At 73.1% G+C, this 14,799-nt stretch carries 14 protein-coding genes; 8 read left to right on the top strand and 6 right to left on the bottom strand.

The features are described 5' to 3' along the window. The first annotated feature begins 7 nt into the window (after positions 1-7). Positions 8-919 (top strand): homocysteine S-methyltransferase, encoded by a 912-nt coding sequence (gene mmuM, locus OHA37_RS08650; protein ID WP_266903757.1) that lies wholly within the window; start codon positions 8-10, stop codon positions 917-919. Here mmuM and OHA37_RS08645 read toward each other — a convergent pair. Together OHA37_RS08645 and OHA37_RS08640 are read right to left on the bottom strand one after the other, a co-directional pair. Next, on the bottom strand, positions 906-1,328 hold the full coding sequence (locus OHA37_RS08645; RefSeq protein WP_266903756.1) for a hypothetical protein: 423 nt from the start codon (positions 1,326-1,328) through the stop codon (positions 906-908). The two genes, mmuM and OHA37_RS08645, sit on opposite strands and share 14 nt — an antisense overlap. Positions 1,329-1,500: 172 nt before the next feature. Beyond that, positions 1,501-1,746 (bottom strand): hypothetical protein, encoded by a 246-nt coding sequence (locus tag OHA37_RS08640; protein WP_266903755.1) that lies wholly within the window; start codon positions 1,744-1,746, stop codon positions 1,501-1,503. A gap of 68 nt (positions 1,747-1,814) precedes the next feature. Here OHA37_RS08640 and OHA37_RS08635 point away from each other — a divergent pair, with 68 nt between their 5' ends. The 5 genes from OHA37_RS08635 to argF all read left to right on the top strand — a co-directional run bounded on the left by OHA37_RS08635 (position 1,815) and on the right by argF (position 9,108). Beyond that, on the top strand, positions 1,815-3,314 hold the full coding sequence (locus OHA37_RS08635; protein ID WP_266903754.1) for a 3' terminal RNA ribose 2'-O-methyltransferase Hen1: 1,500 nt from the start codon (positions 1,815-1,817) through the stop codon (positions 3,312-3,314). Continuing rightward, positions 3,311-5,905, top strand: coding sequence for a polynucleotide kinase-phosphatase (locus OHA37_RS08630; RefSeq protein WP_266903753.1), 2,595 nt, complete (start codon positions 3,311-3,313; stop codon positions 5,903-5,905). The genes OHA37_RS08635 and OHA37_RS08630 overlap by 4 nt, the downstream gene beginning before the upstream one ends. Positions 5,906-6,104: 199 nt before the next feature. Continuing rightward, positions 6,105-6,572: a hypothetical protein gene (locus OHA37_RS08625; RefSeq protein WP_266903752.1), complete on the top strand. Its 468-nt coding sequence runs from the start codon at positions 6,105-6,107 to the stop codon at positions 6,570-6,572. Between the two features lie 106 nt (positions 6,573-6,678). Next, complete coding sequence (locus OHA37_RS08620) at positions 6,679-7,908, top strand: arginine deiminase (protein WP_266903751.1); 1,230 nt, start codon at positions 6,679-6,681, stop codon at positions 7,906-7,908. Between the two features lie 189 nt (positions 7,909-8,097). Then, positions 8,098-9,108: an ornithine carbamoyltransferase gene (gene argF, locus OHA37_RS08615; protein ID WP_266903750.1), complete on the top strand. Its 1,011-nt coding sequence runs from the start codon at positions 8,098-8,100 to the stop codon at positions 9,106-9,108. Between the two features lie 37 nt (positions 9,109-9,145). On the opposite strand, the gene OHA37_RS08610 is transcribed toward argF, so the two are convergent. Beyond that, positions 9,146-9,565 (bottom strand): ATP-binding protein, encoded by a 420-nt coding sequence (locus OHA37_RS08610; RefSeq protein ID WP_266903749.1) that lies wholly within the window; start codon positions 9,563-9,565, stop codon positions 9,146-9,148. A 223-nt stretch (positions 9,566-9,788) separates the two neighbouring features. Here OHA37_RS08610 and OHA37_RS08605 point away from each other — a divergent pair, with 223 nt between their 5' ends. Beyond that, positions 9,789-10,616, top strand: a complete 828-nt coding sequence (locus OHA37_RS08605) for an enoyl-CoA hydratase family protein (RefSeq protein ID WP_266903748.1) — start codon at positions 9,789-9,791, stop codon at positions 10,614-10,616. 4 nt (positions 10,617-10,620) lie between these two features. Further along, positions 10,621-12,960: a bifunctional salicylyl-CoA 5-hydroxylase/oxidoreductase gene (locus OHA37_RS08600; protein WP_443046128.1), complete on the top strand. Its 2,340-nt coding sequence runs from the start codon at positions 10,621-10,623 to the stop codon at positions 12,958-12,960. 6 nt (positions 12,961-12,966) lie between these two features. Here OHA37_RS08600 and OHA37_RS08595 read toward each other — a convergent pair whose 3' ends face one another. The 3 genes from OHA37_RS08595 to OHA37_RS08585 form a co-directional block, all read right to left on the bottom strand. After that, entirely contained in the window at positions 12,967-13,410 is a 444-nt protein-coding gene (locus OHA37_RS08595; protein ID WP_266903747.1) for a hypothetical protein, read from the bottom strand. Beyond that, positions 13,407-14,246 (bottom strand): GNAT family N-acetyltransferase, encoded by an 840-nt coding sequence (locus OHA37_RS08590; protein WP_266903746.1) that lies wholly within the window; start codon positions 14,244-14,246, stop codon positions 13,407-13,409. Before OHA37_RS08590 ends, OHA37_RS08595 begins: the two co-directional genes overlap by 4 nt. A 71-nt stretch (positions 14,247-14,317) precedes the next feature. Further along, positions 14,318-14,776: a hypothetical protein gene (locus OHA37_RS08585; RefSeq protein WP_266903745.1), complete on the bottom strand. Its 459-nt coding sequence runs from the start codon at positions 14,774-14,776 to the stop codon at positions 14,318-14,320. Between the last annotated feature and the right edge of the window lie 23 nt (positions 14,777-14,799).

The raw sequence follows: 14,799 nt of genomic DNA, 5'->3' as shown, positions 1-14,799 counted from the left end.
GGCGACCGTGCCCCGCGCCTCCCGCCCGCTCGCCGGGGCCCTGACCGGCCCCGGCGGGCGGACCGTGCTCCTGGACGGCGGGCTGAGCAACCAGCTCGCCGACCAGGGCTGCGACCTGTCCGGCGGACTGTGGACGGGCCGGGTCCTCGCCGAACGGCCGGAGCAGGTGACGGCCGCCCACACCGCCTACGTACGGGCCGGCGCCGCGGTGCTGATCACCGCGAGCTACCAGGTGGGGTACGCCGCCTTCGCCCGGCACGGGTACGGCCCCGAACGCACCACGGCCCTGCTGCGGCGCAGCGTCCGTCTGGCCGAGGCGGCGGCCCGGGCGGCGGACCGCGCGGTGTGGGTCGCCGCGTCCGTGGGCCCGTACGGGGCGGTGCTGGCGGACGGCTCCGAGTACCGGGGCCGGTACGGGCTGAGCGTGCGCGAGCTGGCCGACTTCCACCGGCCCCGGATCGCGGCGCTGCTGGCCGAGGGCCCCGACGTCCTCGCCCTGGAGACGGTTCCGGACGCCACCGAGGCCGAGGCCCTGCTCACCGTCCTCGCGGAGACCGGCGCCCGCGCCTGGCTGAGCTACACCGTCGAGGGCGGCCGGACCCGGGCCGGCCAGTCCCTGCCCGAGGCCTTCGCCCTCGCTGCCGGGTCCCCGCAGGTCATCGCCGTCGGCGTGAACTGCTGCGACCCGGCGGAGGTCCTGCCCGCCCTGGAAGCGGCCGCCACCGTCACCGCCAAACCCCTGCTCGCCTACCCCAACGACGGCTCGGTCTGGGAGCCCGCCACCGCCACTTGGCGGGCCCCGGTCACCCCCGCCCCCTGGCCCACGGCCGCCTGGCGCCGCACCGGCGCCCGCCTCATCGGCGGCTGCTGCCGCATCGGCCCCGACCGCATCGCGGAACTGGCGGCTACGCTCCTCTGAGGTCCCAGCGCACGCCCGGCGATCCGCCGCCCGAGGCCACGAGGGCGGTCATCTCCGTTTCCACAGAAGCCAGTTCCTCCGGACGCTCCATCAGGAGCAGCTGCTCGCGGTAGTGCACCAGTGCGGTGAGGAGCAGTTGGGTCTCCCCGGGCTCCAGCGCGCCCATCCGGCGCGCCGCGGCGACGGACTCGGCGCGCAGGGCAAGCGCTATCCCGGGCCGGTGGGCGAACTCCTGACGGCTGTACGCGTACAACGCGGCCGCCAGCAGCGGCAGATAGGCCAACGGACTCACCCGGACGAGGACGCGATAGGCGGCCACCCGCTCCCGGACGGGCAGCGTGCCCGATCCGAGGAGCGCCACCCGGGCGCGCAGCACGGCGTCGTGATTGATGTTCTCCGTGGGATTCATGAGGGAGATTCTGGGAGCCGAACAAGGCCTGGAACAAGGCTGATCGGCTGTGCCGTCCGTCCTACGAAAACGGCCTCTGACCTGTCATGATGGAGACGTCATCACCCTGGGGACCCGGTGCCGGACCCGATGTCGGACCCGATGTGGGACCCCACGTCGAGGGTGGTGCGGACTAGTCCTCGCTCATCACCGCCTCGCAGCCGGGGCACACCGAGTCGGCGTACTCCGGCGGGCACCAGGCGTCCGGATGTTCGGACGGTTTCCAGTCGGCCGTTTCCATGGCGAAGGTGTCCTTGCCGCACATGGTCCGCGGGCCGCGCCCGGTACTGCTTCCCGGAGCGTGGGGGGCGGCGTGCACCCGGCGGACGGACCCCGTTCCCGGCTGGTCGAGCTCGTACACAACAACGTTGCCGCTCATGATTCGACGGTAGGCGCCCCCGGAAAATAGGGCGCGGGCAACACCGGTGACCAGCAACAATCGCTCACATGTTCCTGACGATCTCCACGACCGGCACGGCCGAGCGCCCCGCCACCGACCTGGGCTTCCTGCTGCACAAGCACCCCGGCAAGACGCAGGCGTTCTCCACCTCCCACGGCACCGCCCACGTCTTCTACCCCGAAGCCACGGACGAGCGCTGCACGGCGGGCCTGCTGCTGGAGGTGGATCCCGTCGCGCTCGTGCGGCGTGGTCAGGGCAAGGGGCAGGGCGGCACGCCGGACGCCGCGCTCGCGCAGTACGTCAACGACCGCCCCTACGCCGCCTCCTCGCTGCTGGCCGTCGCGCTGAGCGGAGTGTTCCGCAGCGCGCTGAAGGGGCAGTGCGCGGCCCGCCCCGAGCTGCCCGACGAGGTGCGCCCGCTGCGCATCGAGATCCCGGTGCTGCCCGCCCGGGGCGGCGCCGAGCTCGTGCACCGGCTGTTCGCCCCGCTCGGATGGGAGTCGGTCACGGCCACCCCGGTCGCGCTCGACGAGACCTTCCCGGAGTGGGGCGACTCCCGGTACGTGCGCCTCGTCCTGGAGGGCGAGCTGCGGCTTTCCGACGCGCTGCGCGGCCTGTACGTCCTGCTGCCCGTCCTCGACGACTCCAAGCACTACTGGATCGCCTCCGACGAGGTGGACAAGCTGCTGCGCGCCGGAGACGGCTGGCTCGCCGAACACCCGGAGAGCGGGCTGATCACCTCCCGCTACCTGGCCCGCCACAAGCGGCTGACCCAGGACGCCCTGGAGCGGCTGGAGCTGGTCCGCCTCGCCGAGGCCGACGGCAGCGAGGTGGAGGAGATCGACAACGCGGTCGACGAGACCACCGACACGGAGGAGAAGCCCGTACCGCTCGCCGTGCTGCGTCGCGAGGCGATCCTCGCCGCGCTGGGAGCGGCCGGCGCGGCCCGCGTCCTGGACCTGGGCTGCGGACAGGGCCAGTTGCTGCAGGCGCTGCTCAAGGACCCGGCGTACACCGAGATCGTGGGTGTGGACGTGTCGGTCCGGGCGCTGAACATCGCCGCGAAGCGGCTGCGGCTGGAGCGGATGGGGGAGCGGCAGAGCTCCCGCGTCCGCCTGACGCAGGGCTCGCTCGCGTACACCGACAAGCGGCTCGTGGGCTACGACGCGGCCGTGCTCAGCGAGGTCATCGAGCACCTGGACCTCGAGCGGCTGCCCGCCCTGGAGTACGCGGTCTTCGGCTCGGCCCGCCCCCGCACGGTCCTCGTGACCACGCCGAACGTCGAGTACAACGTCCGCTGGGAGACCCTGCCCGCCGGGCACGTCCGGCACGGCGACCACCGCTTCGAGTGGAACCGCGCGGAGTTCCGGGCCTGGGCCGGGGACGTCGCCTCCCGGCACGGCTACTCCGTCGCCCACCTGCCCGTCGGGGACGACGACCCCGAGGTGGGGCCGCCGACCCAGATGGCCGTCTTCACCCTGAACACCGGCACCGCCGGCAGCACCGGCACCGACACCGACACCCCGAAGGAGGGCGAGGCAGCATGACCACCGACAGCACCGACACCGCCGGCACCACGGCCGCAGGCGATACGGCCACCGGCCGCAAGCGCGTACTTCCCGTCACCGACCTGTCCCTCGTCGTCCTGATCGGGGCCACCGGCTCGGGCAAGTCCACCTTCGCCCGCACCCACTTCAAGCCCACCGAGGTCATCTCCTCCGACTACTGCCGGGGCCTGGTAGCCGACGACGAGAACGACCAGAGCGCCAGCAAGGACGCCTTCGAGGTCCTGCACTACATCGCGGGCAAGCGCCTCGCCGCCGGCCGCCTCACCGTGGTCGACGCCACCAGCGTCCAGGCCGAGTCCCGCCGGCAGCTGGTCCAGCTCGCCCGCGAGTACGACGTCCTGCCCATCGCGATCGTCCTCGACCTGCCCGAAGAGGTCTGCGCCGAGCGCAACGCGGCCCGCGCCGAGCGGGCCAAGCTGCCGCGCGCCGTCATCCAGCGCCACCGCCGCGACCTGCGGCGCTCGCTGCGCGGCCTGGAGCGCGAGGGCTTCCGCAAGGTGCACGTGCTGCGCACGCCCGAGGAGGTCGCATCGGTCGAGGTGGTCCTGGAGAAGCGCTACAACGACCTCACCCACCTCACCGGCCCCTTCGACATCATCGGCGACATCCACGGCTGTGCCTCCGAGCTGGAGACCCTGCTCGCCAAGCTCGGCTATCAGGACGGCACCCACCCCGAGGGCCGCACCGCGGTGTTCGTCGGCGACCTCGTCGACCGCGGTCCGGACAGTCCGGGCGTACTGCGCCGCGTGATGGGCATGGTCGGCTCCGGCAACGCCCTGTGCGTGCCCGGCAACCACGAGAACAAGCTCGCCCGTCACCTCAAGGGCTCCAAGGTCCAGCGGACCCACGGCCTCGCCGAAACGATCGAGCAGCTCGAACGGGAGCCGGAGGAGTTCGTCCAGGAGGTCCGCACCTTCATCCAGGGCCTGGTCAGCCACTACGTCCTCGACGGCGGCCGGCTCGTGGTCTGCCACGCAGGGCTGCCCGAGAAGTACCACGGCCGCACTTCCGGCCGGGTGCGCGCGCACGCCCTGTACGGGGAGACCACCGGCGAGACCGACGAGTTCGGGCTGCCCGTGCGCTACCCGTGGGCCGAGGACTACCGGGGCAAGGCCGTCGTGGTCTACGGCCACACGCCGGTCCCGAACACCGCCTGGATCAACAACACCATCTGCCTCGACACCGGAGCCGTCTTCGGCGGGAAGATGACCGCCCTGCGCTGGCCCGAGCGCGAACTGGTCGACGTACCGGCAGAGAAGGTCTGGTACGAGCCGGTCAAGCCGCTCGTCACCGAGGCGCCCGGCGGCCATGACGGACGTCCGCTCGACCTGGCCGACGTCCACGGCCGCCGGATCGTCGAGACCCGGCACCTGGGCAACGTCAACGTCCGCGAGGAGAACGCGGCCGCCGCCCTGGAGGTGATGAGCCGCTTCGCCGTGGACCCGCGCCTGGTCCCGTACCTCCCGCCGACCATGGCGCCGACCGCCACCTCCTCGGAGGAGGGCTACCTGGAGCACCCCGCCGAGGCCTTCGCGCAGTACCGCAAGGACGGCATCGCCCAGGTCGTCTGCGAGGAGAAGCACATGGGCTCCCGCGCCACCGTGCTGCTCTGCAAGGACGCCGGCGCGGCCCGCGAGCGGTTCGGGGTCGACGGCCCCACCGGGTCCGTCTACACCCGCACCGGACGGCCCTTCTTCAAGGACCCCGCGGTCACCGAGGAGGTCCTCGGCCGGCTCCGCTCGGCGGTCACCGACGCCGGGCTGTGGGAGGAGCTCGACACCGACTGGCTGCTCGTGGACGGCGAACTGCTGCCGTGGTCGCTGAAGTCCACCGGACTGCTGCGCAACCAGTACGCCGCCGTGGGCGCGGCTTCCAGCGCCGTGTTCCCGGAGGCCATCGCGGCCCTGGAGGCGGCCTCGGCCCGGGGCGTCGACACCGGGGAGCTCCTGGAGCGCCAGCGCGGGCGGGCCGCCGACGCGGAGAAGTTCACCGAGGCGTACCGGCGTTACTGCTGGAGCACCGACGGGCTGGACGGCGTACGGTTCGCCCCGTTCCAGCTGCTGGCGGCGGCCGGCCGCTCGCTGGCGGCCGTACCCCACGACGAGCAGCTGTTCTGGCTGGACCGGCTCGTCGCCGCCGACGAGGCCGCCGGGACCGGACTGCTGCGCCGCACCGGCCGGATCCTGGTGGACACCGCCGACGAGGCCTCGGTACGGGCGGGCACCGACTGGTGGCTGGAGCTGACGGCCGCCGGCGGGGAGGGCATGGTCGTCAAACCGCTCCAGGCGTACGCCAAGGACGGCAAGGGCCGGCTCGTGCAGCCGGGGGTGAAGGTGCGCGGACGCGAGTACCTGCGGATCATCTACGGTCCCGAGTACACGCGTCCGGACCACCTGGAGCGGCTGCGCGGACGCCACCTCGGGCACAAGCGCTCGCTCGCCCTGCGCGAGTACGCGCTCGGTCTGGAGGCCGTGGACCGGCTGGCGGCCGGGGAGCCGCTGTGGCGGGTCCACGAGGCGGTCTTCGCCGTGCTCGCGCTGGAGTCGGAGCCGGTGGACCCGCGGCTCTGACGACGCCCAGCTGGAACGCCCGGCGTCAAGGAAGGGCCCCCGTACGGCCGCGCATTAGGTCGTATGGGGGAACTTTCGCGGAGAACTCCGGGAAAACCACCGGCGGGATCGTTCATCCAGGGCAGCGGAATGTCCGCGACCCTGGAAGGACGGAACGTCACCTATGAAGATGACCGCGCGCGGAAGCATTGCGGCACTCATGACCTGTATGGCCGCGGCAGGCGCGGCCACCCCGGCCATGGCCGACGCGGTGCCGGTGGGAGTCCCCCTGGACGCGGTGCGGACCACGCTCGGCGTGGACGTCCCGCACCTGGCCACCGGAGTGCCGGTGCCGGTGGTCGGAGCACCCGAGGCGCCCCGGTTCCACAAGGGCGACATGCTGCCCACCCCGCTGCTGCCGGCGGTGCCGATCGGCACCGAGCTCGGGAACACCCTCCTCACCTCCCCGGTGCCGAACCTGGCGGGCAAGCCGGAGACGGACGGCGAGGGCTCGCTCGACGCACCCGCGACCACCGTGCGCACCCGGACCCCGGGCCTGCTCGTCGGCTCCCCGCTGACCATGCCCGACGCGTCCAACCACGGGCTGCCGAACGTGACCGCCCCCGCGCTGGGCATCATCGCCCCGGACCTCACCGGCACCCCGGAGGCCCTGCTCGGCCTGCGCTGAACCGGCGGGCCCGCACCCGCCGCCGGATCCGGCGGGACGGACCCGCTGGAGACGCCCTGGGCCGACGCCACGTCAAAAAGCCGCCCGGTCTGCGAACGTGTACGGCATGGGATTCCATGTCGATTCCGAGACCGGGCGGCTTCGCCGCGTCATCCTCCACCGGCCCGACCTGGAGCTGAAGCGGCTCACACCGAGCAACAAGGACGCGTTGCTCTTCGACGACGTGCTGTGGGTGCGCAGGGCCCGCCAGGAGCACGACGGCTTCGCCGACGTCCTGCGCGACCGGGGCGTGGAGGTCCACCTCTTCGGGGACCTGCTGGTCGAGTCCCTGGACATCCCGGAGGCGAGACATCTCGTCCTGGACCGGGTCTTCGACGAGAAGGAGTACGGTCCGCTCGCCACCGGCCACCTGCGGGCCGTCTTCGACGGACTGCCGTCGGCCGACCTGGCCGAGGCGCTGATCGGCGGGATGACCAAGCGGGAGTTCCTGGAGCGGCACGCGGAGCCGGTGTCGGTCCGCTTCCACGCCCTGGAGCTGGACGGCTTCCTGCTGGGGCCGCTGCCCAACCACCTCTTCACCCGGGACACCTCCGCCTGGATCTACGACGGGGTGTCCATCAACGCGATGCGCTGGCCGGCCCGGCAGCGCGAGACCGTGCACTTCGAGGCCATCTACAAGCACCACCCGCTCTTCACCGGTTCCGGACCCTTCCACACCTGGTCGCAGGGGCAGGCCGACTACCCGTCCACCATCGAGGGCGGCGACGTCCTGGTCATCGGCAACGGCGCCGTGCTGATCGGGATGAGCGAGCGGACCACCCCGCAGGCCGTGGAGATGCTGGCGCGCGGGCTGTTCGCCGCCGGGTCGGCGACGACGATCGTGGCGCTCGACATGCCGAAGCGGCGGGCGTTCATGCACCTGGACACGGTGATGACGATGGTCGACGCGGACACGTTCACCCAGTACGCGGGCCTGGGCATGCTGCGCTCCTACACGATCGAGCCGGGCGGCGGTGCGAGCGAGCTGAAGGTCACCGACCACCCGCCCGAGCACATGCACCGGGCCATCGCCGCCGCGCTCGGGCTGGACGCGATCCGGGTGCTCACGGCCACCCAGGACGTGCACGCGGCGGAGCGCGAGCAGTGGGACGACGGCTGCAACGTGCTCGCCGTGGAGCCGGGCGTGGTCGTCGCGTACGAGCGGAACGTCACGACCAACACCCACCTGCGCAAGCAGGGCATCGAGGTGATCGAGATCCCGGGCAGCGAGCTGGGGCGGGGGCGGGGCGGGCCGCGCTGCATGAGCTGTCCGGTGGAGCGGGACGCGGTGGCCTAGCCGACAGGGGGCGGAGGCGGGGGCGGGGCAGGGCAGGGGAGGCGGTGGAGGGGAAGCCGGGCAGGGGAGGCGGGGCAGGAAGGGCAGGGACGCCGGGGCCCGGGTCCGTACACGAAGGCTCTGTATATCAATGCAGGCCGTCGTATAGACTTCCAGCATCCCCTGTCACCGTGACTCTGGAGCGCCCCCATGGCCACCGATCTTGTCGGCCGCAGTTTCCTCAAGGAGCTCGACTTCACCGCCGCCGAGTTCCGCGGCCTGGTCGAGCTCGCCGCCGAACTCAAGGCGGCCAAGAAGGCCGGGACCGAGCGGCGCCGTCTCCAGGGCAAGAACATCGCCCTGATCTTCGAGAAGACCTCCACGCGCACCCGCTGCGCCTTCGAGGTCGCCGCCGCCGACCAGGGCGCCCACACCACGTACCTCGACCCCTCCGGCTCCCAGATGGGCCACAAGGAATCGGTCAAGGACACCGCGCGGGTGCTGGGCCGGATGTTCGACGGCATCCAGTACCGGGGCGACGCGCAGGACGCCGTGGAGCAGCTCGCCGCCCACGCCGGCGTGCCCGTCTTCAACGGCCTCACCGACGACTGGCACCCCACCCAGATGCTGGCCGACGTGCTCACGATGACCGAGCACTGCACCAAGCCGCTGGAGCGGATCGCCTTCGCCTACCTCGGCGACGCCCGCTTCAACATGGGCAACTCCTACCTGGTGACCGGCGCGCTGCTGGGCATGGACGTACGGATCGTCGCGCCGGAGCGCTACTGGCCGGCCGCGCCCGTGGTGGCCGCGGCGCGCGAGCTGGCGGTCGTCAGCGGCGCCCGGATCACGCTCACCGAGGACCTCGCGGAGGGCGTCGGGCAGGCCGACTTCGTGGTGACCGACATCTGGGTGTCCATGGGGGAGCCCAAGGAGGTCTGGGACGAGCGGATCGAGGCGCTGAGCCCGTACGCCGTCACCATGGACGTGCTGCGCGCCACCGGGAACCCGGACGTGAAGTTCATGCACTGCCTGCCGGCGTTCCACGATCTCGGCACCAAGGTGGGCCGGGAGATCCACGAGCGGCACGGGCTGGAGTCGCTGGAGGTGACGGACGAGGTCTTCGAGTCCGCGCACTCCGTCGTCTTCGACGAGGCCGAGAACCGGCTGCACACCATCAAGGCCGTGCTCGTCGCGACCCTGGGGGAGCCGGCCGCATAGTCATGCGCCGGGTCCGGAAGGCGGGCGGGCCCGCGGGCTAGATGGCCGGCCGGGACGGCAGCGTGAACCACACGGCCTTGCCGTGCGCGGTGGGGCGGTGGCCGCAGTCCGAGCTCAGGGTCCGGATCAGCAGCAGGCCGCGGCCGTGCTCCTGCCAGGGGTCGGGATGGGCGTCGTGGGGGCTGGGGGCGGTCAGGTCGGCGGGGGGCTGCGGATCCCCGTCGTGGACCTCGACCTGGCAGCCGTTCGCCAGCAGTTCCACGACGAGCTCGATCGGTGCGTCGCCGGGGGTGTGTTCCACGGCGTTGGCGACCAGTTCGGCGGTGAGCAGTTCGGCCGTGTCGCTGTCGGCGGGTGCGTCGATGTCGGCGAGGGCCGTACGGACGAGGGCGCGGGCGATCGGTACGGCCGCTGTCGTGTGGGGCAGGGCTATCCGCCAGGCGGAGGCATCGGACAAGGAGGACCGTCCGTTCCGTGGGGTCGTAGGGGCGGGGGGAAATCCTGTTTTCAACGATACGAAGTGGAAATGTCCTGCCGTAGGGCACCCCGACGTGATCGCAAGGGACGTCGGGCACACCCGGTCGGGACGTTCGGTGCGTGTGGCGTCCGGCCGCCGGCACGGACCCATGGTTATCGCGCTTCCCTGACGACAGTCATGGACCGGTGATACCTTCGGGAGGGTGAGTCCCTTCCTCGGTTCCACACCCGCGACCGAACGCTGGAAACACCTCCGGGTGGACCGGCGGGACGGCGTCGCCACCGTCACCCTCGACCGCCCCGAGAAGCTCAACGCGCTCACCTTCGGCGCCTACGCCGACCTGCGCGACCTGCTCGCCGAACTGTCCAGGGAGCGGTCCGTACGCGCCCTCGTGCTCGGCGGCGAAGGGCGCGGCTTCTGCTCCGGAGGTGACGTCGACGAGATCATCGGCGCCACCCTCGCGATGGACACCGCGCAGCTCCTCGACTTCAACCGGATGACCGGACAGGTCGTCCGCGCCCTGCGCGAATGCCCCTTCCCGGTCATCGCCGCCGTCCACGGGATCGCCGCCGGCGCCGGGGCCGTCATCGCGCTCGCCGCCGACTTCCGGATCGCCGACCCCACCGCCCGCTTCGCCTTCCTCTTCACCCGCGTCGGCCTCTCCGGCGGGGACATGGGCGCCGCGTACCTGCTGCCCCGCGTCGTCGGGCTCGGCCACGCCACCCGGCTGCTGATGCTGGGGGAGCAGGTCAGGGCCCCGGAGGCCGAGCGGATCGGGCTGCTCAGCGAGGTCACCGAGGAGGGCAAGGCCTCCGTGCGCGCGGCGGAGCTCGCCGCGCACCTCGCCGCCGGCCCGGCCCTCGCGTACGCGCAGACCAAGGCGCTGCTGACCGCCGAGCTGGACATGCCGCTCGCCGCCTCGGTGGAACTCGACGCGAACACCCAGGCGCTGCTGATGAACGGCGAGGACTACCGGGAGTTCCACGCGGCCTTCACCGGGAAGCGGCCGCCCCAGTGGAAGGGCCGGTAGTTCGATGAGCACCGGTTCGATGAGCGCCGGCGCGATGAGCACCGGCCGGACACCCGCCGCCCTGCGGGTCGCGGTGGTCGGCGGGGGCCCGGGCGGGCTGTACGCCGCCGCACTGCTGGCCCGGCAGGGGCACGCGGTGGACGTGTGGGAGAAGAACGCCCCCGACGACACCTTCGGCTTCGGGGTGGTCCTCTCCGACGAGACCCTCGGCGGCATCGAAGCGGCCGACGCCGCGGTCTACGCGGCCCTGAGCGCCGAGTTCGTCCGCTGGGACGACATCGACATCGTGCACCGGGGCCGGCTGCTGACCTCCGGCGGCCACGGGTTCGCCGCGCTCGGGCGCCGCCGCCTCCTGGAGATCCTGCACGAGCGCTGCGCGGCCCTCGGGGTCCGGCTCCGCTTCCGCACCCGGGCGCCCGAACCGGAGGCGCTCGCAGCCGCGTACGACCTGGTGGTCGCCGCCGACGGGGTGCACAGCCCGACCCGGGAGGCCGCGGCCGAGCACTACGGGCCCACGCTGACGGGCGGGCGGTGCCGCTACATCTGGCTGGCCGCCGACTTCCCCTTCGAGTCCTTCCGCTTCGAGATCGCGGAGACCGAGCACGGGGTGATGCAGCTGCACGCGTACCCGTACGCGACGGACTCCTCGACCGTGATCGTCGAGATGCGCGAGGAGGTCTGGCGCGGCGCGGGCTTCGACCTCTGCGACGAGGCGGAATCGGCGGCGCGCTGCGCGAAGATCTTCGGCGAGGCCCTGCGGGGACGAGCGCTGCGCGGCAACGGCTCCGCGTGGACGCAGTTCCGTACGGTGGTCAACGCGCGCTGGTCGCACGGCAACACGGTGCTGATCGGCGATGCCGCGCACACCGCGCACTTCTCGATCGGCTCCGGCACCAAACTGGCGGTGGAGGACGCGCTCGCACTGGCGCGGGCGGTGGAGAGCGAGGCGGACGTCCCGGCCGCGCTGGCCGCCTACGAGGCCGCGCGGCGGCCGGCGGTGGCCTCCACCCAGCGGGCGGCGGCCGCCAGCATGCGGTGGTTCGAGGAACTCGCCGGGTACGTGGAGCAGCCCGCCCGGCAGTTCGCCTTCAACCTCCTCACCCGCAGCCTGCGCGTCACCCACGGCAACCTGCGGCTGCGCGATCCGCGGTTCACGGGCGCGGTGGAGCGTGACTTCGGCTGCCCGGAGGCTCCTGAGGACGGCCCGGACGGGGCGGGAACCCCGCCCATGTTCACGCCGTTCACCCTGCGGGGGCTGACCCTGCGCAACCGGGTCGTGGTGTCCCCGATGGACATGTATGCGGCAGGTGCAGGGGCCTCGGCTCCGGCCGGCGAAGGAGTGCCCGGCGACTTCCACCTGGTGCACCTCGGTGCGCGGGCGCTGGGCGGGGCCGCGCTGGTGATGACCGAGATGGTCTGCGTCAGCGCCGAGGGCCGGATCACCCCTGGCTGCACGGGCCTGTACACCGCCGGGCAGGCGGCCGCCTGGGCGCGGATCGCCGACTTCGTGCACACCTCGGCGCCCGGCACCGCGCTGGGCGTCCAGCTCGGCCACTCCGGCCGCAAGGGCTCGACCCGGGTGATGTGGGAGGGCATGGACGCCCCGCTGCCCGAGGGGAACTGGCCCCTGATGGCCGCCTCCGCACTGCCCTACCGCCCAGGAATCTCGGCCGTGCCCCGGGCCATGGGCGCCGCAGACCTGGCCGCCGTCCGGGCCGAGTTCGCGGCCGCCGCCGTGCGGGCCGCGAGCAGCGGCTTCGACCTGCTGGAACTGCACTGCGCGCACGGCTACCTGCTCTCCGGGTTCCTCTCCCCGCTGACCAACCACCGCACCGACGCCTACGGCGGTCCGCTGGAGAACCGGCTCCGCTTCCCGCTGGAGGTCTTCGACGCGGTCCGCGCCGTCTGGCCCGCGGACCGGCCGATGACGGTCCGCCTCTCGGCCACCGACTGGGCGCCCGGCGGCACCTCGCCCGAGGAGGCGGTGGCCATCGCCGGAGCCTTCGCGGCCCACGGCGCCGACGCCATCGACGTCTCGACGGGCCAGGTGGTGGCGGAGGAGACCCCCGAGTACGGACGCGCGTACCAGACCCCGTACGCCGACCGGATCCGCAACGCCCTGAACGTCCCGGTGATCGCGGTCGGGGCGATCTCCTCCTGGGACGACGTCAACTCCCTGCTGCTGGCGGGCCGGGCCGACCTCTGCGCACTCGGCCGCCCCCACCTCTACGACCCGCACTGGACCCTGCACGCGGCCGCCGACCAGTCCTACACCGGCCCCGCCGCGCCCTGGCCCGCCCCCTACCGCGCCGGCAGCCGCAAGCCGCCGACGGGGCGGGGGTAGCCCGGGCTAACGGTGCGGCCGCAGGGCCAGGCACTCGTGGCAGTGACAGGGCTCCGGATGTGGCCAGTCGGGCCAGGCGCCGGAGCGGAGCTCCCAGGCGTAGCGCTCCAGGAGCACCGCGAGGTCCCGGGCGTACTCCTCCTTCAGGTAGCCCATTTCGAACCGCAGGAGGGCAGGAGAGCGCACGAGCACGGGGCGGAAGCCGTGCAGGTGCCGGGTGGCCACGTAGGACTGCCGGTACCCGCGACCGTGTCGCGGCCGCCCGGCGACCTCGCAGTCCCGGAGGCCGCCCCGCGTGGTGCCGACGTACACCCTGGAGCCGCCCTTGAACATCTTCGTGCCCGGGCGCTGCCCCTGGCCGCCCTCGCCGTAGCGGCGCCACAGGACCACGTTCGCGGCGATCATCCAGAAGGGTTCGACAGGTTCCTCGTCGTCCGCAGGGGTGCTCACGTCAGTGCCACCTCCACCCGGTCCTCCACCGGGGTGTAGCCCAGCCGCTGGTAGACGCCGTTGCTGGTGGGGTTCGCCAGGTCGGTGAAGAGCAGCACCTCCGCGGCCCCGGCCGCGTGCGCCGCCTCGGTCGCGGCGTAGGTCACCCCGGCCGCGTACCCGCGGCCGCGCAGCTCCGGCGGGGTGTAGACCGGCCCGATCCGGGTCACCGCGTCGATCGGGCGGAAGAACCCGGCCAGCGAGACCGGGACCCCGGCGTCCTCCCAGAGCAGCATGCCCCCGTACGAGAGCCGGTCGCGCAGGGCCGCTTCGGAAGCGGCGCCGCCCTCGCCGGACTCCTGCCTGAAGGCGGTCACCCACTCCAGCAGCAGCGGGAGGTCGGCCTCCCCGGCGGGACGGGCCCGCCCGGCCGGGACGGGGTCGGGGGCGATGAGCCCGGCGAGCCGGTAGAGGCGGTTCTCCTCCACGACCTCGGTCGGCTTCCCCCAGGAGACGGCCAGCTCCCGCGCGTCCTCGCGGCGGGCGTTGAGCGCGTCGACCCCGGCGAGCAGCGGCTCGCGGGCGAGCGCGGTTCCCAGTTCCAGGACCGCCTCGCCGGGCAGGGCGCCGATCAGCAGCGGGTGCGGCGGGCACTGCACCACGGCCCCCGCGACCAGCCCGTCGGGTCCGGTCCACGCCCCGAAGAACGGCGGCTCGGATCCGAAGGCGTCCAGGCCCTGCCGCTCCAGCGCGTCGATGACCGTGACCAGCTGGGTGTTGGGCACGGGCTGCGCCGCCACGGAGGGGCGCACGGCGGCCAGCCAGGACGCCAGGTCAGGGGTGAAGGTCCACGTCATGGCACATGATCACCCGTGTCCGGCGCGCGGTACAGCCTTTTCCCGCCCGCCGGGGGCGGCCCGTGGCCGGGTCAGCTCGGCAGCCATCCCGGCCACCACGGCGGCACGTTGTCCGGCCCGCACCGGCCCAGGTCCCCCGGATACCCGTCCAGGGTGCCCCTGACGGCGAAGAACCAGAGCACCAGCGCGCCCAGCGCGAGCACCACCGGCAGCATCCGCAGCAGCGGGTGCCTGCGCGGGGTGAGCATCGCGACCATCACCCCGCAGAACGCGAAGCCCACCACCAGGACCGGGAGCAGCAAGGCCAGCTCGGTCCTGCCGCCCGCGTCCCGGCCCGCGTCGCAAGAGGCGCGCGAGTGGGCGGCGAGGGAGATCGCCAGGCCTCCGGCGGCCGCGCCCAGCACCCCGGAAGCGACCAGCGACAGGACGTGGGGCCACGTGCGGGGGCCGTCCGGGACGGGGCCGGGGGCCGGGTCCGCGGGCAGGGGCTCGGCCGGGGCTCGGCGCGGCGGGTGCTCGGTTCCTGTCACGAGACCAGGTGACGCCCCGGTCC

The organism is Streptomyces sp. NBC_00335, from assembly GCF_036127095.1.
Classification (GTDB): Bacteria; Actinomycetota; Actinomycetes; order Streptomycetales; family Streptomycetaceae; genus Streptomyces.
Note: the sequence above shows the minus strand (reverse complement) of the source record. Positions and strands in the feature narration are given on the sequence as shown.

Coding starts and splice junctions, on each gene's coding strand:
- OHA37_RS08645 (WP_266903756.1), bottom strand. CDS start 1,328: ATGAATCCCACGGAGAACATCAATCACGACGCCGTGCTGCGCGCCCGG.
- OHA37_RS08640 (WP_266903755.1), bottom strand. CDS start 1,746: ATGAGCGGCAACGTTGTTGTGTACGAGCTCGACCAGCCGGGAACGGGG.
- OHA37_RS08635 (WP_266903754.1), top strand. CDS start 1,815: ATGTTCCTGACGATCTCCACGACCGGCACGGCCGAGCGCCCCGCCACC.
- OHA37_RS08630 (WP_266903753.1), top strand. CDS start 3,311: ATGACCACCGACAGCACCGACACCGCCGGCACCACGGCCGCAGGCGAT.
- OHA37_RS08625 (WP_266903752.1), top strand. CDS start 6,105: ATGACCTGTATGGCCGCGGCAGGCGCGGCCACCCCGGCCATGGCCGAC.
- OHA37_RS08620 (WP_266903751.1), top strand. CDS start 6,679: ATGGGATTCCATGTCGATTCCGAGACCGGGCGGCTTCGCCGCGTCATC.
- argF (WP_266903750.1), top strand. CDS start 8,098: ATGGCCACCGATCTTGTCGGCCGCAGTTTCCTCAAGGAGCTCGACTTC.
- OHA37_RS08600 (WP_443046128.1), top strand. CDS start 10,621: ATGAGCACCGGTTCGATGAGCGCCGGCGCGATGAGCACCGGCCGGACA.
- OHA37_RS08590 (WP_266903746.1), bottom strand. CDS start 14,246: ATGACGTGGACCTTCACCCCTGACCTGGCGTCCTGGCTGGCCGCCGTG.